Origin of the sequence: Micromonospora sp. C81 (assembly GCF_018070425.1) — a bacterium.
GTDB lineage: Bacteria > Actinomycetota > Actinomycetes > Mycobacteriales > Micromonosporaceae > Micromonospora > Micromonospora zamorensis.
Window position 1 is genome coordinate 20,579 of the sequence record NZ_JAGPXS010000016.1, and the last position, 18,210, is coordinate 38,788.

Below are 18,210 nucleotides of genomic sequence, written 5' to 3' on the forward strand. Positions count from 1 at the left end.
TCAGGGGCTCGCGGCCAGGAAGACGAAGGCGGCCATCAACACCAGGTGTACGCCACCCTGCAGCACGTTGGCCCGACCCGGCACGACGGTCAGCACCGCGGTCACGGCGGTCAGCGCGAGCAGCGTGAGCTGGGTGCCGCCGAGGCCGAGCAGCAGCGGGCCGTCCAACCAGATCGAGGCGATCGCGATGGCCGGGATGGTCAGGCCGATGCTGGCCATCGCGGAGCCGAGCGCGAGGTTCAGGCTGGTCTGGACGCGGTCGCGGCGGGCGGCGCGGGCGGCGGCCAGGGTCTCCGGCAGCAGCACCAGCAGGGCGATGATCACGCCGACAAACGCGTGCGGCAGGTTCGCCGCCGCGACCCCGGCCTCGATGGTCGGGGAGACCGTCTTGGCGTCGCCGACCACCGCGACCAGCGCCACCAGCAGCAGGCCCAGGCTCACCAGCGCGGCGCGGGTCGTGGGCGGCTTGGCGTGCTCCTCCGTCTCGATGACCTTGCCCCGGCTGTCGACCGGCAGGAAGTAGTCGCGGTGCCGGCCGGTCTGCACGAGCACGAACAGCCCGTACAGGGCCAGCGACGCGACGGCGGCGAAGACGAGTTGGGCCGGGCTGAACTCCGGGCCGGGGCGGGCCGTGGTGAAGCTGGGGATGACCAGACTCAGGGTGGCCAGGGTGATCACGGTGGCCAGCGCACCGCCGGTGCCCTCCGGGTTGAACACGGCGACTCGGCGGCGCAGCGCCCCGAGCAGCAGGGACAGGCCGAGTATCCCGTTACAGGTGATCATTACGGCGGCGAAGACCGTGTCGCGGGCGAGCGACTGGGTCTTCTCCGGCCCGCTGATCATGAGCGTGACGATCAGGGCCACCTCGATCACGGTGACCGCGACGGCGAGCACCAGGGACCCGTACGGCTCCCCCACCCGGTGGGCGACCACCTCCGCGTGGTGCACCGCCGCGAGCACCGCGCCGCCCAGCAGCACCGCGACGAGCACGATGACGGGCCCAGGCAGGCTCCGCCCCCAGGTGACCATCAATATCAGGACGGCGAGCACAGGTACGACAAACGTCCAGTCGGTCAAGCGGGAGCGAAGGAGGGCGGCCATGCCTTACAGAGTGCCAGGTCAAGTGATCATGTGCCCACCATCGACGCGGCGAAATGCGGCCGTCCGTGGCCTTCACCACGTTAACCCGTAACCGATAGGTTACGCTTCCCAGGTGAACGAGGTGGCCACCGCGATCGCGGATCCGGTACGACGGCACATCCTGACCCTGCTGCGCGACGAACCGTTGTCCGCGGGTGACATCGCCCAGCGATTCGTGATCAGCCGACCCGCGATCAGCCGCCACCTGCGGCTGCTGCGCGAGAGCGGTCTGGTGCACGACGAGATGGTCGGCCGACAGAGGATCTACCGATTCGATCCGCGCCCGCTCGCCCCGCTGGTCGACTGGCTCGCCGCACTCGCGGCCCCCGACCGGTGGGAGCGGCACCTCGACGCGTTGGAGACCGAGGTCTATCGCACCCGCCGAGAGCGCCGCAGCCGCGGCCCGGCGGAGCACCGAAGGGAGCACACGGCATGACCCGTACACCCGCCGGACGCCTTTTTCGCACCGCCACCGGCCACGATCTCGTCCTGACCCGGACGTTCCGCGCCCCGGCGACGGACGTCTGGGCCAGCCTGACCGAGTCGGAGCGGACGGCCCGCTGGTTCGGCCCCTGGAAGGGCGACGCCGCGCCCGGACGGACCATCCAGGTCCAGATGGCGTACGAGGAGCAGCAGCCCTGGTGTGAGGTGCGCATCGACGCGTGCGAACCAGAGCGACACCTCGCCGTGTCGATGATCGACAGCTACGGGACCTGGCTGCTGGAGATGGTGCTGACCGAGACCGACGGCACCACCGAGCTGCGGTTCGTCCAGCACCTCACCAGCGTGGAGGGCATCGCCGAGGTCGGCGCCGGCTGGGAGTACTACCTGGACATGCTGGTCGCCTCCCGGGACGGCTCACCCCTCCCCCAGTTCGACGACTACCACCCCAGGATGCAGCCCTACTACCAGGCGCTGGTCGCCGAGGCGTCCACACCGCACGCCTAACCGTCGATCTCCTGGCGCAGCTTGCCGAACTCGGCGGTCAACGCCGGCAGCGGAAAGTGCGCGTTCAGACCACTGGGGTTGGGCAGCACCCAGAGCCGGGCCGGGCCCAGCCGGTCCGGCTGCGGACCCAGCCCGGCCCGGGGTCGGACGAAGGCGATCCGGTACGCGGTCACCCCGAGGATGGCCACCCACCGCGGCCGGTACCGCTGCGCCTTCACCGCCAACCCCGTCACGCCGGCCACCAGCTCCGCCGACGTCAGTTCGTCGGCGCGGGCGGTGGCCCGGTTGCTCAGGCTGGTGATGCCCAGTCCCTGGCGCAGCAGCTCGTCGTGTTCCCACGGGTGCAGCTCCCGGTCTGTGAAGCCGCCGCCGTGCAGGGCCGGCCAGAACCGGCTGCCCTTACGGGCGAAGGGCAACCCCACGGCGGCGGAATAGAGGCCCGGGTTGAAGCCACAGAACAACACCCGCAGGCCGGGGCCGATCACGTCCGCGAGGCCCCGGCCGGCCGCCGCCGCCACCTCCTGCGGGGTCGGCCGCCGAAACGGCCCCGCCTGCTGCGCGCCCATCTGACCGATCCTGCCGTACGCCGGAGTGTCGGACCCGGCGCACGCCGACGATCACGCCTTGACACCCTCAACGCATGCAGTCAACCGACCACCTCGCCGCCAGCCGCTACGCCCGGATGCGCTGGAACACTCCGCTGTCGCAGGAGCACGCGGCGTTGCTGCTGCAACGACTCGACGTCCGCCCGGGCGCGCGCGTGCTCGACCTCGGCTGCGGCTGGGGTGAGCTGCTGCTGCGGGCGGTCGCCGCCGGAGGCGTGTCCGGCCCGGTCGCGACGAGGGGCGTCGGCGTCGACACCGACGACGCTGCCCTCGCCCGGGGGCGGCGGCTGGCCGCGGGGCGGTCCCTGAACCGGCACGTCGCCTTCGTGATGGGCGAAGCGGCGGCCTGGCAGGAGCCCGCCGACCGGGTCCTCTGCATCGGCTCGGCGCACGCCTTCGGTGGCACCGACGCCGCCCTCGACGCCCTCGCCAGGGTGGTCCGGCCCGGCGGAAGGCTGCTGTTCGGTGAGGCGTACTGGGAACGTCCCCCCACGCCGGCTGTCGAGCAGACCTTCGGAGCGGAGGTCACGGATCTGCCGGGGCTCGTCGAGGCCGCCCGTGACCGGGGATGGCGGGTGCTGCACCTGAGCACCGCCGACCAACGGGAGTGGGACGACTTCGAATCCACCTGGCTGGCGGGCCGCCAGGAGTGGCTGCTCAGCTACCCGGAGGACCCCCGGGCGGCCGACGTCCGCGCGGAGCTCGACGACCGCCTGCGCGAGTACGTCGACGGCTATCGCGGCGTTCTCGGCCTCGCCTACCTCGTCCTCGGTCGCTGACCGGTCGCCCTTGCCACCGCTGGCTACGCTGCGCGTGGTGAGCGCCGGACCTCGTCTCGCCCTGCCCTGGCGGGTCCTCGTCGTGTCCGTCGGCGCGGTGCTGGTGTGGCTGCTTGTCGGGGCTCTTCTCGATGGCGACTACGACCGCCCGACCCATGTGGCCAGGGCCATCCTCACGACGGTGCTCGTCGTACCCCTGGTGGTGGCCGCCCGTCGCCTGCTCGACCGTCGCCCCTGGACCGGTCTCGGGTTGCCCTCCCTGCGCACCGGTTGGCGACGACTGCTGCTCGGCATGGCCTGCTGGCTCATCCCCGCCGCGGCGGGGTTCGCGCTCTGCCTCGGCTTCGGTTGGGTCGAGATCCGCCTGCGCACCTCCGCGCCGGACGCCCTGGGCGTGGCGGCGCTGCTGGTCGTCCTCGTCTTCCTGTACGAGGCGCTGCCGGAAGAGCTCGTCTTCCGCGGCTACCTTCAGCGCAACCTCGCCACCCGGTTACCGGCCTGGCAGGCCGTCCTCGGGCAGTCCGTGTTGTTCACCCTGTTCGGGTTTCTGGTCGGCGCCGCCACCTCCCCCGACAGACTGCTGCTGTTCTTCGTCTTCGCTCTGCTCCTGGGTGGCTTCCGGGTCGCCACCGGCGACATCTGGGCGGGCATCGGCTTCCACGTGGCCTTCCAGACAGTCGCCCAACTGGTCGGCGACGTGGGCGCCGTCTTCGACGTGACCGGATCGGGCGTCCTGGGACTGGTCGCCATGGGTGCCATACCGTTCACGTTCGGCTGGGCAGCCGTGCAACGGCTGCACCGCGACCGCCTGAGCTGGCAGGCACGTGAACCGGAGCCGACCGGCTGACGAGCACACCAACGGTCAGGGCGTTCGGACGACGTCACCAGCGTCGGCTCGCCCGGCTGGGTGACCGGGCGGCGCCTGCGGAGCCGGTACGCGTTGGCGGGGCCATCCGCCCGGGCGCCGCGTCGGCGGGTGGGTGGGCTGGTCGCCGGCGCGGGGCCTGGGCAGCACCAGGCAGACGATGGCGAGCAGCACGGCCGCGACGATGCCGTCGAGCCAGTAGTGGTTGCCAGTGGTCACCACCACCAGCAGGGTGGCGAGCGGGTGCGCCAGCCACAGCCACCGCAGGCGCCCGCCGGTCACCGCGATGAGCGCGACGGCCACGGCGAGGGCCCAGCCGACGTGCAGGGAGGGCATGGCGGCGTACTGGTTGCTCAACGCGTCCGTGTCGGGTGGGCCGTAGACGGCGGGCCCGTAACGGCTGCCGGTGTCCACCATGCCGGTCAGGGCGGTCAGTCGCGGCGGTGCCAGCGGGACCAGGAAGTGCAGCGCCAGTGCGGCCGCGGTGAGCCCGGCGAGCATTCGACGCGTCCAGAGATAACGCACGGGGTGTCGTACGTACAGCCAGATCAGACAGAGGACCGTGGCGGGGAAGTGCACGTACGCGTAGTAGCCGTTGGCCAGGTGCACCAACAGCTCGTGGGAGAGCACCGGGCGTTGGAAGGCGGCCTCGTCGGGCAGGTGAAACAGGCGCTCCAACCGCCAGATCCACTCCCCGTTTCCCACAGCGGTCGACACCCGGTCGGCTCCCGCCACCCGAGCCGCCTTGTAGATGAGAAACAGAGCGGCGACGAGCCCCAGCTCACGGAGAGCCCGGCGCAGTGCGGCGGCTCGCCGGGCGGGTGCCGCCGGCCGCGCCGCTGGCAGCTCCGCGGTATCCACAGACCCCTCGATTCGGTGACGTTCGCTCGTGCCGGTCCTGGCTGGACAGGCCGGGGCCGCCGCCGTCTTCGGACGGCGGCGGCCCCGGGTCGGACGGCCCGACGTCAGCGTCGGGGGGTCGGTCCGTCGTGCGTGGTGTCGGCGCGCACCTGGTCGAAGGCGGGTGCGCCGTCGATCGCGTCGGCGGCGACGGCGGTCGACGTGGCGGCGTCCGGCAGGTCGAGGCTGGTCCGCAGGGTGATCGGCTTGAGCAGGAGCGCGGCGACGATGCCGACGACCCCGATGGCGGCGGAGATGAGGAAGATGTGTCCGGTGGCGTCACCGTACGCGGCCCGGACAATGTCCTGGACCTGCTCGGGCAGGGCGGTGATGTTGAGGTTGCTGCTGCCACCCGCGCTGCCGGAGGTGGGGATCCCGGCGGCGGCGAGGTCGTGGGTGATCTGGTCGCTGACCCGGCGGGCGAGGACGGCGCCGAGAACGGAGACGCCGATGGTGCCGCCGAGCGACCGGAAGAACGCGACGCTGGAACTGGCCGCGCCGATGTCCTTGAGCGAGACCGTGTTCTGAACGGCGAGAACGAGGTTCTGCATGGTCATACCGACGCCGACACCGACGATGAACATGGCGGCGCCGACCAGGACGAGCGACGTCTCGTGGTCGATGGTGCCGAGCAGGGCGAACCCGGCGACGAGGAGGATCGAGCCGGCGACGATGTACGGCTTGATCTTTCCGCTCTTGGTGATCAGCCGACCGGCGACGATCGAGGAGCCGAGGACGCCGGCCATCATCGGGATGGTGAGCAGGCCTGCCTCGGTCGGGCTGTAGCCGCGGCCGATCTGGAAGTACTGGCCGAGGAAGACAGCACCGCCGAACATGGCCATGCCGACCGCGAGGCTGCCGAGGATGGCCAGCGCGGTGGTGTGCTGACGCACGATGCCGAGCGGGACGACCGGCTCGGCAGCGCGCGACTCGACCCAGACCGCCAGTGCCAGCAGGACGAGCGTGCCGCCCACCATGGCCGCGGTCTGCCAGGAGGCCCAGGCGAACGAGCTGTCGACGAAGGAGATCCAGATCAGCAGCAGACTGACGCCAGCGGCGATGAGACTGGCACCCAGGTAGTCGATCTTGACGTTCTCCCGGCGTGCGGTCGGCAGGTGCAGGGTGGCCTGGAGCAGGATCAGCGCGATGGCGGCCACCGGCACGCCGACGAAGAAGCACCAGCGCCAGCCGAGCCAGGACGTGTCGACGATGAGGCCGCCGAGCAGCGGACCGCCGACCGTCGCGACGGCCATGACTCCACCGAGGTAGCCGTTGTAGCGGCCCCGCTCCCGCGGCGGGATCATGGCCGCGATCGCCACCTGGACGAGGGCCTGCAGGCCGCCGACCCCGATGCCCTGGAACGCGCGGGCGGCGATGAGCTGGCCGGCGCTCTGCGAGAAGCCCGCGATGACCGAGCCCACCAGGAAGACCACGATGGCGATCTGGATGAGGAGCTTCTTGTTGAACAGGTCGGCCAGTTTGCCCCAGATCGGGGTGGTTGCCGTCGCGGTGAGCAGGGTCGCGGTGACCACCCAGGTGTACTGGGTCTGCGAGCCGTTCAGCGATCCGATGATCTTCGGAAGCGCGGTCGAGACGACCGTGCTGCTCAGCATCGCGACGAAGAGCACCAGCAGCAGGCCACTGAGCGCTTCCAGTGTCCGCCGATGGGTCATCGGCTCAGCGCCGGCCGTGATGGTGGGTGCGCTCATCGCGCGGCCTCCAGGTTGTCGTTGTCGTTGTTTCCGAGGGCGACCTCGATGTCGCCGGTGAACCGGCCGAGGGCGGCACTGAGCGCCGCCACCTCGTCGGGAGTCCAGTCGGCGAGCGCTCGTTCGAGCACCTCGCCGTACCACCGGTGGCTGTCGGCCAGGGCGGCACGGCCGGCCGGGGTGACCGCCAGGAAGGTCGCCCGCCTGTCGGTCGGGTCCGGCCGCCGCTCGACCAGGCCGTGCGCGACGAGCGCCGCGACCGAGCGGCTGACGGTCGACGCGTCCAGCCGAGTGCGGTCGGCCAGGTCGCGGGCGTGGCAGTCGCTGGAGAGCTGATCGATCTGCACGAGCATGCCGAGCATGCCCGCCGGAATCGCCGGGCGTTCGTCAGCCCGGCGCTGCTTCAGCAGTCGAACGCTTTTGACCAGGTCGTACAGGCGAAGGCCGAGTTCACTAGCGCCGCTTTCCACGTCTGCTCCCACACGAGAGTTGGTTGCCTCAAGCAAGCATTCACCGATCTTGCCCACTAGGCAAGTTTGCTCATTGAGAAGTCGCTCACCCGCACGTACCCTCGGTGCGATGGACGAGACGACCGGTCTGCGGGAGCGCAAGAAGGCGGCCACCCGTCTCGCCCTGCACGAGGCGGCCCTCCGTCTCGCCGCCGACGAGGGCATCGACGCGGTGACGGTCGAGGCCATCGCCGACGCCGCCAACGTCTCCCGGCGGACCTTCTCCAACTACTTCTCGAACAAGGAGCAGGCCCTCTTCCACGGCGACACCATGCGCCTGCACCGGCTGTTGCAGCTGATCCGCGAACAGCCCGTCGACGAGGCGCCGTGGACCGTCCTGAGCCGGGCAGCCGAGCGCCTCACCGAGGAGGTCTTCGGCGGTTCCGAGCCCTCCTGGCTGACCCAACGCCGGAAGCTGCGCGGGCACCCCGGTCTGGCCCCACACCAGGTGGCGGCGTACGCCGCGATCGAGCGCGAGCTGGCCGCGGAACTCGCCCACCGGCTCACCGACGACGACGTGGCACTGCGCTCGCGCCTCCTGGCCGCGACCTTCCTGGCCATCCTCCGGGTCGCCGTCCAGCACTGGATCGAGCACCCGGGCGACCCGATGGCGGAAACCGTCCGGACCGCACTCGCCGCGGCCGCTCCCGCGGCGGCGCACCGGGGCCACCGGACCAGCACCGGCACCTGACCCCGCTCTCCGATCCCCGCAGAGTCCCCAGGACTCCCCTGCCTCCGGTTCGCCCACAGACTCAGCTCCCGCTGGCCGTCCGGGAATGTCGGAAAGCCCCGCCTCCGGGGGCCGATCCGTCGGTATTCCGGGATTCGACGCGATCGGCGGGCGACGCACCTCAACGGCACGGATGCTGACACGTCGGCCGGACACCCGGTCCGCCGAAGAGGAGCTGCGCGCAGATGGCAACAACGGACAAGGCGTCGGGAGACCGGCTCGGCGCGACACTGGTCATGGCCTGCCTGGGGGTGTTCGTCGCATATCTGCCGGTGACGACGGTGTCGGTGAGCCTGCCGGCGATTCAACGAGGGCTGAACGCGTCGACCGCCGACCTGTCCTGGGTGTCGGACGCCTTCGTCCTGCCGATGGCCGCCCTGATCCTGACGGCCGGCGTCTTCGGCGACGTGCACGGGCGCAAGAAGGTCTTCCAGGCCGGCCTGCTGTTCTGCGCGATCGGCGCGTCCGTCGCGCTGTCGGCGCAGTCGATCGCGATGGTCTGGGTCGGCCAGGCGCTGGCCGGTGTGGGCGCGGCCGCCCTGCTGCCCGCCACGCTGGCGCTGATCAGCCACGCCGTGCCGGACCCGAGGAAGCGCGGCCGGTACATCAGTCTCTGGGCCACCTCGCTGATGCTCGCCCTCGCGCTCGGCCCACTCCTCGCGGGGGCGATCCTCGAGCACGCGTCCTGGCGGTGGATCTACCTGCCGGCCATCCCGCTCGCCCTGCTCACCGCCCTGATCGCCATTCCGCTGGTGACCGACTCGCGGGCGCCGGGAAGGCGGCACCTGGACTGGCCGGGACAGATCACCGCCGCCCTGGCCATCGTCGCTCTGGTCTTCGCCGTCATCGAGGGCGGCGCAGGCTCGTTCACCGACCCCGTCGTGCTCCTGGCGTTCGCCGTGGCCGCGCTCAGCCTCGCCGCGTTCCTCGTGATCGAGCGGCGGAGCAACTCGCCGATGCTGAGCCCCGCCCTGTTCGCCAGCCGCGGGTTCAACGCCACCGCCGTGATCGCCGCTGTCAGCTTCATGGGCGTGATCGGCAGCATCTTCGTGCTCAGCCTCTACCTCGGCCTGGTCCAGCAGCTGTCGACCATGGAAGCGGCGCTGCGGCTGCTGACCAACACGGCGGTCCCGGTCGTCGTGGGGCCGCTGATCGGCCGCCTCATGCACCGCGTGCACGTGCGCTGGCTGCTCAGCGCCGGCCTGTTCATCGCGGCGATCGCCCTGTTCCTCCTCAGCGGCGTCGACGCCGACACGTCCTTCGGACAGCTGAGCTGGCGGCTCGCGCTGTTCGGGCTGGGCCTCGGCGCGGTGCTGACCCCGATGACCGCAACCGCGGTCAGCTCCGTACCGTTCCAGCTGGCCGGCATGGCCGCGGCGGCAAACAACGCCTTCCGCCAGGTCGGCGGCGCGCTCGGCCCCGCCGTCCTGGGCGCCCTGCTGACCAGCAGGGCGGCCAGCTCCCTGCCCGGACATCTCGCCGACGCCGGGGTCAACGACGACCACCGGCAGGCCGCGACCGCGGCGATGGACGACAGTGGCTTCCAGGCGGTCGCCGCCGTCGACTACGGCGCTCAGCGGGACGTCGCTCTGAACGCCCTCGACAAGGCGTTCCTCGACGGCTTCCACCTGTCCCTGAGCGTGTCGGCCACGCTGATGCTCATCGCCGCCCTGGCCGCGGTCCTCCTGCTGGGCCACCCGCGCCCGGTACGCGACCCACAGCCAGCCGCCCAGCGACCCGAATCCGTCCCGGCCTGACCTCGCCAACCGAAGGACGGCGGCGTCAGCGGCTCCTACGCTGGTGACGCCGACGACGATCAGGAAGACCGTGACTCCTTCCCTGGACCAGCTCGACCTGCAACTGCTGCAGGCCCTGCAACTCGACGGTCGCGCCCCCTTCAGCCGGATCGCCGCCGCCCTCGGCGTCTCGGACCAGACCGTCGCCCGCCGTTTCCGCCGCCTGCAAACCCAGGCGGGGCTACGCGTGCTGGGCATGACCGACGAGAGCCGCGTCGGCCGCTCCAACTGGATCGTCCGGCTCCGGTGCACCCCGGACATGTCCGAACGGCTGGCCGACGCCCTCGCCCGCCGCCCGGACACCTCCTACGTCGCGCTGATCTCCGGCGGCAGTGAGGTGGTCTGCGAGATAAGGCCCCGCAGTCGCGCCGCCCGCGACGAACTGCTGCTGGGCCGGTTGCAGCGCACCTCACGGGTGATCGGGTTCAGCGCACACTGCCTGTTGCACCGCTTCTACGGCGGTCCCCTGCGCTGGCTGCAGAAGGCCAACGCCCTCAGCGCCGAGCAGGAGGCGGCGCTGCGCCCCGCGCCGCTGGACAAGGCCGCCCCAGGCACCGTCACGGTCGACGACACCGACGAGGCGCTGCTCGCCGCGCTGTTCCGGGATGGCCGGACCGGCCTCGCCGACCTGCAGAGAGCGTGCGGCCAGTCCGAGGACGTGGTGCGGCGCCGCCTGGACCGGCTGCGCGGCGACGGCGCGCTCTACTTCGCCGTGCAGTATCTGCCGGAACACGTGGGCCGCGAGATCGGCGCGATGCTGTGGCTGACCGTGGCGCCGTCCGCGCTGGCCGCGGCCGGGCACGCGCTCGCCGAGCACACGGAGGTGGAGTTCGCCGCCGCGGCCACCGGCCAGACCAACATCATCGCTGCCGTCCGCTGCCGTGGCACCGAGGAGCTGTACGCGTACCTGAACGACAAGATCGGCGCGCTGGACGGCATCCGCACCGTCGAGACCGCGCTGATGCTGCGCCAGATCAAACAGCTGGCGCTCGCGCCTGCGGCCGTACCAGGCTGAGAGTCCCGGTGGCACCGTCCAGTGGGTGGTAGCCGACGGGCACGGGCTTGACGGAGCGCAGACATCGGAGGTTTACTGCGTCAGCGATGCATGTCGATGGGCTTCGATCGTCCACATTGGCCGGCTGAGGTCGTCGTCGCTGCCATCGCGAACGTGTCGTCGCCGTCGCGCCAGCCGTCTCCTGGCACTGTCGGCAGCGACGCGACGCTCCCCCCTCGGCGGGCGGGGAGCACCCGGCACGGCAACCCGCACTGCGCAGCGTCGCGCTCCCCCGCAGGACGATCCCCACCGGCACGGCACCACCCCGCACCATCTCAGCCGAGCATCGGCGGCCCGGCTCCGTACCACCGCCATCTCGGCCCCGGCGAGCCCCCACAGCTCCGTGACGCGCGCCCGGGTCGACGCTCAGCAGAGGAGCAAGAGCATGCGTTCCCGTCCCCGTCTGTTAGCACTCGTCACCGGCCTCGCCGTGTTCCTGACCAGCCTGGTGGCCCTTCCGACGCCGGCCTCGGCGGCACCGCTGACCAAGGTCCTGGTGTTCAGCAAGACCGCCGGCTTCCGGCACTCGTCCATCCCGAACGGCATCGCCGCGATCCAGCAGCTCGGCTCGGCCAACGGCTTCACCGTGACCTCGACCGAGGACGCCGCCCAGTTCACCACCAGCAACCTGGCGCAGTACCAGGCGGTGGTCTTCCTGTCGACGACCGGTGACGTCCTCAACGCCAGCCAGCAGACGGCCTTCGAGTCGTACATCGCCGCTGGTGGCGGGTTCGTCGGCGTGCACGCAGCCGCCGACACCGAATACAGCTGGCCGTGGTACGGCTCGCTGGTCGGGGCATGGTTCGACTCGCACCCGGCGATCCAGACCGCGACCGTGAAGATCGAGGACCGGACGAACCCGTCGACCGCCCACCTGAGCGACACCTGGGTCCGCTCCGACGAGTGGTACAACTACCGCACCAACCCCCGGTCCAGCGCGCGGGTCCTGGCCAGCCTCGACGAGTCGTCCTACAGCGGCGGCAACATGAGCGGCGACCACCCGATCACCTGGTGCAAGGCGTACGGCGGTGGACGGGCCTGGTACACGGGCCTCGGGCACACCGAGGCGTCGTACACCGACCCGAACTTCACCCGGATGCTGCTCGGCGGCCTCCAGGTCGCCGCGGGCTCCGTCACGGCAGACTGCTCGCCGCGCACCACGACCCCGCCGCCGAGCGGCTCCACGCTGCGGGCCCGGGCCAACAACCAGTACGTCAGCGCGCTCAACGCCACCACCGCGCTGATCGCCAACCGCAGCAGTGTCGGCACCACCGAGCGGTTCGACCTGGTCAACCTCGCCAACGGCAACGTGGCGCTGCGCTCCAAGGGCAACGGGCAGTTCGTCGCCGCCGAGAACGCCGGTGCCGCCGCCCTGATCGCCAACCGGGCCACCGCCGGCGCGTGGGAGACGTTCCAGCTCGTGCGCAACTCCGACGGCACGGTGAGCCTGCGGGCCACTGTGAACAACCGTTACGTCGCCGCCGAGAACGCGGGCGCCTCCGCGCTGATCGCCAACCGGACCTCCATCGGTCAGTGGGAGAAGTTCGACCTCGTCACCGGCTGACCTGGTCCCCCGCACGTTCCCCACGATCCCCATCTGGTCGTGGTGCGCCCCCGCGCGCCCGTCCACCGGTCGTCGAGAAAGGACGATCATGCTTTCGTACCCCCGGCGCTGGCCCCGGGCTCTCCTCGCGGCGGTCACCACCGTCGCGAGCGTGACCCTGGCTGTGGCCGCACCGTCGACCGCCCAGGCGGCGGTCATTCCCGCCTCCGACTATCAGCAGGTCAAACTCGCCACCGGCTCGGCCGAGCTGGGTGAGGCCATGTCCCTGGCCGTGCTGCCCAACCGCTCGGTGCTCCACACCGCCCGCAACGGTGTGCTGCGGGTGACCGACGTGGCCGGCAACACCAAGGTGTCCGGCACCCTGTCGGTCTACACCCACGACGAGGAGGGGTTGCAGGGCGTCGCCGTCGACCCCAACTTCGCCAGCAACCGGTGGATCTACCTGTACTACTCGCCCACGTTGAGCACGCCGTCCGGGGACGCACCGACCACCGGCTCGCAGTCTGACTGGGACCGGTGGAAGGGGCACCTGCGGCTGTCCCGGTTCACGCTCAACAGCGACGACACGCTCAACCTGGGCAGCGAGAAGATCGTGCTCCAGGTCGCCAACGACCGTGGGCAGTGCTGCCACGTCGGCGGTGACCTGGACTTCGACGCCGCCGGCAACCTGTACCTGACCACCGGCGACGACACCAACCCGTTCGAGTCGTCCGGCTACGCGCCGCTGGACGAGCGGACCAACCGCAACCCGCAGTTCGACGCCCAGCGCTCGGCGGGCAACACCAACGACCTGCGGGGCAAGGTGCTGCGGATCAAGCCGCAGGCGGACGGCACGTACACGATCCCGTCGGGCAACCTGTTCGCGCCCGGCACGTCGGGCACCCGTCCGGAGATCTACGCGATGGGTCTGCGCAACCCGTTCCGGATGAGCGTCGACAAGGCGACCGGTGTCGTCTACCTCGGCGACTACGGCCCCGACGCCGGGAGCACGAACTCCAGCCGTGGCCCGTCGGGTCAGGTCGAGTTCAACCGCATCGCGGCGCCCGGCAACTACGGCTGGCCGTACTGCACGGGCGCCAACACCAGCACGGAAACATACAATGAATACACCTTCCCGTCCGGGCCGTCGCAGTCCAAGTACAACTGCACGGGCGGGCCGACGAACAACTCGTTCCGCAACACCGGGCTCGGCACGCTGCCCGCGGCGAAGCCGGCCTGGATCAAGTACGCGGGTGACTCCGGCTCACCGTCGGAGTTCGGCAGCGGCTCGGAGTCGCCGATGGGTGGGCCGGTCTACCGGTACGACGCCTCGCTCAACTCCAGCATCAAGTTCCCGGCGTCGCTGAACGGCCAGTTCTTCGCCGGCGAGTACGGCCGCCGCTGGATCAAGGCCATCGCGGTCAACTCCGACGGCTCCCGGGGGGAGATCTCCAACTTCCCGTGGAGCGGCACACAGGTCATGGACATGGCCTTCGGCCCGGACGGCGCACTCTACGTGCTGGACTACGGCACCGGCTCGAACAACCAGGCGCTGTTCCGGATCGAGTACATCGGTGGTGGCAACCGCAGCCCGATCGCTGTCGCCTCGGCGAACCCCACGTCGGGGGCCAACCCGTTGACTGTCACCTTCTCGTCGGCCGGCAGCTCCGACCCCGAGGGTGGGGCGCTGAGCTACCTGTGGACGTTCGGCGACGGCACCACGTCGACGGCGGCGAACCCCACCAAGACGTACACCACGAACGGCACGTACTCCCCCACGTTGAAGGTCACCGACCCGACCGGCCTGTCCGGCACGGCGAGCCTGGTCATCACCGTCGGCAACACGGCCCCGACGGTGACGCTGACCGCGCCCACCGACGGGCAGTTGTTCAACTTCGGTGACACGGTGCCGTACCAGATCTCGGTGAGCGACCCGCAGGACGGCACGATCGACTGTTCCAAGGTCAGCCTGACGTACGCGCTGGGCCACGACAGCCACGCCCACCAGATCACCTCGAAGAACGGGTGCAGCGGCTCGATCACCGTGCCGACCGACGGGGAGCACGACTCGGCGGCCAACATCTACGGCGTCTTCGACGCCGCCTACACCGACAACGGTGGGCTCACCACGCACAGCATCAAGACCCTGCAACCGAAGCACCGGCAGGGTGAGCACTTCAGCGCCCAGTCCGGCGTCCAGGCCACCGACCACACCAACGCCGAGGGTGGCCGTACCGCCGGGTTCATCGAGAACAACGACTGGATCTCGTACCAGCCGTACAACCTGTCCAACGCGACCCGGTTCACCGCCCGGGTCTCCTCGGCCGGCGCCGGCGGCACCATCGAGGTCCGTGCCGGCTCCGCGACCGGATCCCTGCTGGGCACCGCCACGGTGCCGGTGACCGGTGGCTGGGAGACCTTCGTCGACGTCTCCACCGCCATCAGCAACCCGCCCAGCGCGTCGACCTCGCTGTACCTGGTCTTCAAGGGTGGCTCGGGCAACCTGTTCGACGTCGACGCGTTCACCTTCACCACCGGCACCACCACCCCCAGCGGGGGGATCACGCTGCGGGCGCAGGTCAACAACCAGTACGTGTCGGCGGTCGGCACCAACCCGCTGATCGCCAACAAGGCCAGCGTCTCGACGACCGAGCAGTTCGACCGGGTGGACGCCGGCAACGGCAACATCGCCCTCCGGTCACGCGCCAACGGGCTGTTCGTCTGCGCCGAGAACGAGGGCGCGGAGCCGTTGATCGCGAACCGCACGACGGTCGGACCGTGGGAGACCTTCCAGATCATCACCAACTCGGACGGGACGGTCGGCCTGCGGGCACTGGCCAACAACCAGATCGTGGCCGCCGAGGACGCCGGGGCGGGGGCGTTGATCGCCAACCGCACGTCGGTCGGCTCCTGGGAGAGGTTCGTCCTCACTGGCTGAGCGACGGAGCCCGGCCTGGTCGGTGGCCGGGCCGGCCCGCTGATCCAGAGTGGGAGTCCGGGGCGGGCGGTGACATCCGCCCGCCCCGGTTCTTCTCGCCGTCGTCTCGGGGTGCGGACTCAGGAGTCTGCCGGCACCCCTGCCTCGAGCTGACCGATCATCGGCGCGAGGAGGTCGTTGAGCTCCCGGGCCAGCACCGCCACGGCTCGGCGCGCGGTGACCGCCACGGAGCCGTCCGGACCGTCCGGGGCGGGCGGCAGGTCGTCGAGCGGGAGCGGCGCCTCCACCTGGAGCATCGCCCGCAGGTGCGGGCTTCGCGTCTGATCCTGCTCCGTCGGTGTGGTGAACTGGCCGAACAGCTGGGGCCAGTCTCGCCAGCCGCGGTCACGCTGCCACTGCTTGGTCCAGGTGAGCTCGGCCGGCCAGCCGGAGACCACCGCCACGGCGCAGACCATGCTGCCGTCCCACGGGCTTCGCGTGCAGGTCGCCGACACGATCCGCCGGTGCCAGCGGACGAAGCCGGGCGACAGCTCGCCGGCGATCCGCCAGGCCGTCGCCGCGAACTCGACCGGGGCGATGTCACCCCAGGTCACGGCGAACTCGTCGATCCGCCCCAGCACCTCGGCCTCGTAGCGGCCCCGCCCGTCGGTGCCGTGCTCACGGTCGAACTGCTCATCCAGCCAGAAGGCGCGCGGCTCCGGCATCGTCTCCCCCGTTCGTCGCGATGGCACCCCGCCTTCGGCACCCGGCCCCGGTTGGTGAGGACGGTTTCCGGCACGGTGCGGAGGGTGCCGCAGTCAGGCAACCGTCACTGACCGTACACGAGTTGCCCACATTGGATCGGCTGTTCGCGCTTGGTGTGAGCGGTGCGGCGTCGGAGCGCACCGGGCACCGGTGGCGGGATTCCGGCACTGCAAGCTCGGTGACAGCCGTGGCGGCTTGACAAGGAACCGGATCCAGAGTGGACGATGCACCGTGCGAATTCTCGTGGTGGGTGGCAGTGGCCTGATCGGCGCTCATGTCGTGGACGTGCTGCGCGAGCGCGGCCATGCCACCACCACTGTGGCGCGTACCGCCCATCCGGGTGTCGACCACCTGCTCGATGTCGGTTCCGCCTCGATCGAGGAGCTGCGGCCGTTGCTCGCCGGGCACGACGGTGTCGTGTACGCCACCCGCACCGACGAGCAGAAGCCGTTGCCCAGGCCGATCTATCCGGAGTTCCGCCGCGACAACGTCGAGCCGGTGGTACGCCTGTTCACCGCCGCCCGCCTGGAGGGCCTCACCCGCGGGGTCGTGATGGGGTCGTACTACACCTATTTCGACCGGCTGCATCCGCAGTGGCGCCTCGCCGAGCGTCACACGTACATCCGTTGCCGGCTGGAGCAGGCCCGCGAAGGGCGCATCGCGGCCGGCCCGGATCTGCCGGTCGCCGTCCTCGAACTGCCCTTCGTCTTCGGTCGGGCCGGTGACCGGCTGCCGAACTGGGCCGGGCCGCTGGACCGGTGGGCCCGCTCCCGTACACCTCTGGTCGCGCCGACCGGCGGAAGCGCCGCGGCCTCGGCCCGCAGCGTGGCCGAGGTCGCGGCCGACGCCCTGGAGCAGGCCAGCGGCGCGGACATCCCGGTCGCCGACGAGAACCTGACCTGGGCCGACATGATCGCGCGCATCGCGGACGCGGTCGGCCGACGCCGCCGGGTCGCCCGGCTGCCGGCCGGCGCGGCGAAGGCCGCGCTGCGCCTCGGCGGCGCGCTACAGGCCCTCGCCCGCAAGGAGTCGGGCGTCAACCCCAGCTACCTCGCCGATCTCCTGCTCGCCGAGCTGTTCATCGAGCCGACGACCGGCCGGCCGCTGGATCCGGCGCTGCGGGAGACCTTCGCCCGACACGCCTAGGCCGGCGGGCGGGCGAGATAGGCGGTCTTGACGTCGGGCGAAAACCCGCAGGCGCGGTAGAAGCCGTGCGTCGCGGGGTTGCGCGAACCCGTCATCAGCATCGCCTTGTAGCAGCCCGCGTCCCATGCAGCCTGGAGCGTGTCGGCCATGATCTGCCGCCCCAGACCGGTGCCTCGCCGTGATTCCTCCACGACGACGTTCTCGATGACGGCGTACGGGGACGCCGACCGGCTCAGGTTGGGGATCACGTTGAGGTACGTCGAGGCGACGACGGCCCCGTCCAGTTCGAGGACGAAGAGGTGCAGCCCCGGTGAGCCGAGGATCTGGCGTAAGACCGCCGCGGCGGAGTCATCGTCGAGCACCGGATCGTCCGGGTTCAGCTGTCGGTAGAGGCGGATGATCTGCGCCAGGTCGTCAGGCCGAGCCGCACGGAACATGCAGTGAGCGTAACCAGAGCCCCCACGGCGGCCGCTCCCACGTCGCTACCGGTCGACGCGTCTCATGCCGCGATACACCACGGTGATGATCAGGAAGAGCGTGCCGACCAGCACAAGGGTGATCACGGCGTTGACCGCCACGGGCAGGTCCCGAACCAGGTACTGCTTGACGTAGTTGCTGCCGAGGATGACGGGGACATAGATCCACCAGGGCGCCCACTTGCCGTTCGGTTGCTCTTCCCCGCTCACGGACGACCTCTTTCGACAGTGCTGCCAGGACCCCCGCCGACCGTGCGGCGACGCTGCATCCACCCTGGCCCCGAATGTCGGCCGTGCCATCGACGCGGGGAACGAGAACGGCCTCATC

General features: G+C 70.8%; 18 protein-coding genes. 10 read left to right on the top strand and 8 right to left on the bottom strand.

Annotation, left to right across the window (positions count from 1 at the left end):
• The gene (locus tag KBX46_RS23615; RefSeq protein ID WP_099853335.1) at positions 1 to 1,101 is read right to left on the bottom strand and encodes a calcium:proton antiporter; all 1,101 of its coding nucleotides are present in this window, start codon (positions 1,099 to 1,101) and stop codon (positions 1 to 3) included.
• Between the two features lie 112 nt (positions 1,102 to 1,213).
• Between KBX46_RS23615 and KBX46_RS23620 the strand changes: the two genes are divergently transcribed.
• A complete protein-coding gene (locus KBX46_RS23620; RefSeq protein ID WP_172862031.1) occupies positions 1,214 to 1,576 on the top strand; it encodes a metalloregulator ArsR/SmtB family transcription factor in 363 nt (120 codons plus the stop codon).
• Positions 1,573 to 2,088 carry an SRPBCC family protein gene (locus tag KBX46_RS23625; RefSeq protein WP_210794099.1) on the top strand — a complete coding sequence of 172 codons (516 nt, stop codon included), beginning with the start codon at positions 1,573 to 1,575 and terminating at the stop codon, positions 2,086 to 2,088. The genes KBX46_RS23620 and KBX46_RS23625 overlap by 4 nt, the downstream gene beginning before the upstream one ends.
• On the opposite strand, the gene mug is transcribed toward KBX46_RS23625, so the two are convergent.
• A complete protein-coding gene (gene mug / locus KBX46_RS23630; protein ID WP_088948092.1) occupies positions 2,085 to 2,654 on the bottom strand; it encodes a G/U mismatch-specific DNA glycosylase in 570 nt (189 codons plus the stop codon). The genes KBX46_RS23625 and mug overlap by 4 nt on opposite strands.
• A gap of 74 nt (positions 2,655 to 2,728) precedes the next feature.
• On the opposite strand from mug, the gene KBX46_RS23635 reads away from it, so the two are divergent.
• Positions 2,729 to 3,472 carry a cyclopropane-fatty-acyl-phospholipid synthase family protein gene (locus KBX46_RS23635; protein ID WP_088948091.1) on the top strand — a complete coding sequence of 248 codons (744 nt, stop codon included), beginning with the start codon at positions 2,729 to 2,731 and terminating at the stop codon, positions 3,470 to 3,472.
• 37 nt (positions 3,473 to 3,509) lie between these two features.
• A complete protein-coding gene (locus KBX46_RS23640) occupies positions 3,510 to 4,319 on the top strand; it encodes a CPBP family intramembrane glutamic endopeptidase (RefSeq protein ID WP_210794100.1) in 810 nt (269 codons plus the stop codon).
• Positions 4,320 to 4,334: 15 nt separating this feature from the next.
• Here the strand turns inward: KBX46_RS23640 and KBX46_RS23645 are convergent, their stop codons facing one another.
• From KBX46_RS23645 to KBX46_RS23655, 3 genes are all read right to left on the bottom strand, one after another.
• Positions 4,335 to 5,198, bottom strand: a complete 864-nt coding sequence (locus tag KBX46_RS23645) for a phosphatase PAP2 family protein (RefSeq protein WP_307871409.1) — start codon at positions 5,196 to 5,198, stop codon at positions 4,335 to 4,337.
• A gap of 104 nt (positions 5,199 to 5,302) precedes the next feature.
• Positions 5,303 to 6,946 (bottom strand): MDR family MFS transporter, encoded by a 1,644-nt coding sequence (locus tag KBX46_RS23650; RefSeq protein ID WP_210794101.1) that lies wholly within the window; start codon positions 6,944 to 6,946, stop codon positions 5,303 to 5,305.
• A complete protein-coding gene (locus KBX46_RS23655) occupies positions 6,943 to 7,416 on the bottom strand; it encodes a MarR family transcriptional regulator (protein ID WP_308159674.1) in 474 nt (157 codons plus the stop codon). The genes KBX46_RS23650 and KBX46_RS23655 overlap by 4 nt, the downstream gene beginning before the upstream one ends.
• Before the next feature lie 109 nt (positions 7,417 to 7,525).
• On the opposite strand from KBX46_RS23655, the gene KBX46_RS23660 reads away from it, so the two are divergent.
• From KBX46_RS23660 to KBX46_RS23680, 5 genes are all read left to right on the top strand, one after another.
• Complete coding sequence (locus KBX46_RS23660) at positions 7,526 to 8,146, top strand: TetR/AcrR family transcriptional regulator (RefSeq protein ID WP_088948088.1); 621 nt, start codon at positions 7,526 to 7,528, stop codon at positions 8,144 to 8,146.
• Positions 8,147 to 8,370: 224 nt separating this feature from the next.
• The gene (locus KBX46_RS23665; protein WP_210794102.1) at positions 8,371 to 9,942 is read left to right on the top strand and encodes an MFS transporter; all 1,572 of its coding nucleotides are present in this window, start codon (positions 8,371 to 8,373) and stop codon (positions 9,940 to 9,942) included.
• Between the two features lie 70 nt (positions 9,943 to 10,012).
• The gene (locus KBX46_RS23670; RefSeq protein ID WP_210794103.1) at positions 10,013 to 10,996 is read left to right on the top strand and encodes an Lrp/AsnC family transcriptional regulator; all 984 of its coding nucleotides are present in this window, start codon (positions 10,013 to 10,015) and stop codon (positions 10,994 to 10,996) included.
• 424 nt (positions 10,997 to 11,420) lie between these two features.
• Complete coding sequence (locus KBX46_RS23675) at positions 11,421 to 12,599, top strand: ThuA domain-containing protein (protein WP_210794104.1); 1,179 nt, start codon at positions 11,421 to 11,423, stop codon at positions 12,597 to 12,599.
• Between the two features lie 88 nt (positions 12,600 to 12,687).
• Positions 12,688 to 15,516, top strand: coding sequence for a PQQ-dependent sugar dehydrogenase (locus KBX46_RS23680; RefSeq protein WP_210794105.1), 2,829 nt, complete (start codon positions 12,688 to 12,690; stop codon positions 15,514 to 15,516).
• 119 nt (positions 15,517 to 15,635) lie between these two features.
• Here KBX46_RS23680 and KBX46_RS23685 read toward each other — a convergent pair whose 3' ends face one another.
• Positions 15,636 to 16,220, bottom strand: a complete 585-nt coding sequence (locus KBX46_RS23685) for a hypothetical protein (RefSeq protein ID WP_210794106.1) — start codon at positions 16,218 to 16,220, stop codon at positions 15,636 to 15,638.
• 271 nt (positions 16,221 to 16,491) lie between these two features.
• Here KBX46_RS23685 and KBX46_RS23690 point away from each other — a divergent pair, with 271 nt between their 5' ends.
• On the top strand, positions 16,492 to 17,406 hold the full coding sequence (locus KBX46_RS23690) for an NAD(P)-dependent oxidoreductase (RefSeq protein ID WP_210794107.1): 915 nt from the start codon (positions 16,492 to 16,494) through the stop codon (positions 17,404 to 17,406).
• On the opposite strand, the gene KBX46_RS23695 is transcribed toward KBX46_RS23690, so the two are convergent.
• Together KBX46_RS23695 and KBX46_RS23700 are read right to left on the bottom strand one after the other, a co-directional pair.
• Positions 17,403 to 17,843 (bottom strand): GNAT family N-acetyltransferase, encoded by a 441-nt coding sequence (locus tag KBX46_RS23695; RefSeq protein ID WP_210794108.1) that lies wholly within the window; start codon positions 17,841 to 17,843, stop codon positions 17,403 to 17,405. The two genes, KBX46_RS23690 and KBX46_RS23695, sit on opposite strands and share 4 nt — an antisense overlap.
• Positions 17,844 to 17,888: 45 nt before the next feature.
• The gene (locus tag KBX46_RS23700) at positions 17,889 to 18,092 is read right to left on the bottom strand and encodes a hypothetical protein (protein ID WP_210794109.1); all 204 of its coding nucleotides are present in this window, start codon (positions 18,090 to 18,092) and stop codon (positions 17,889 to 17,891) included.
• Positions 18,093 to 18,210 lie beyond the last annotated feature (118 nt).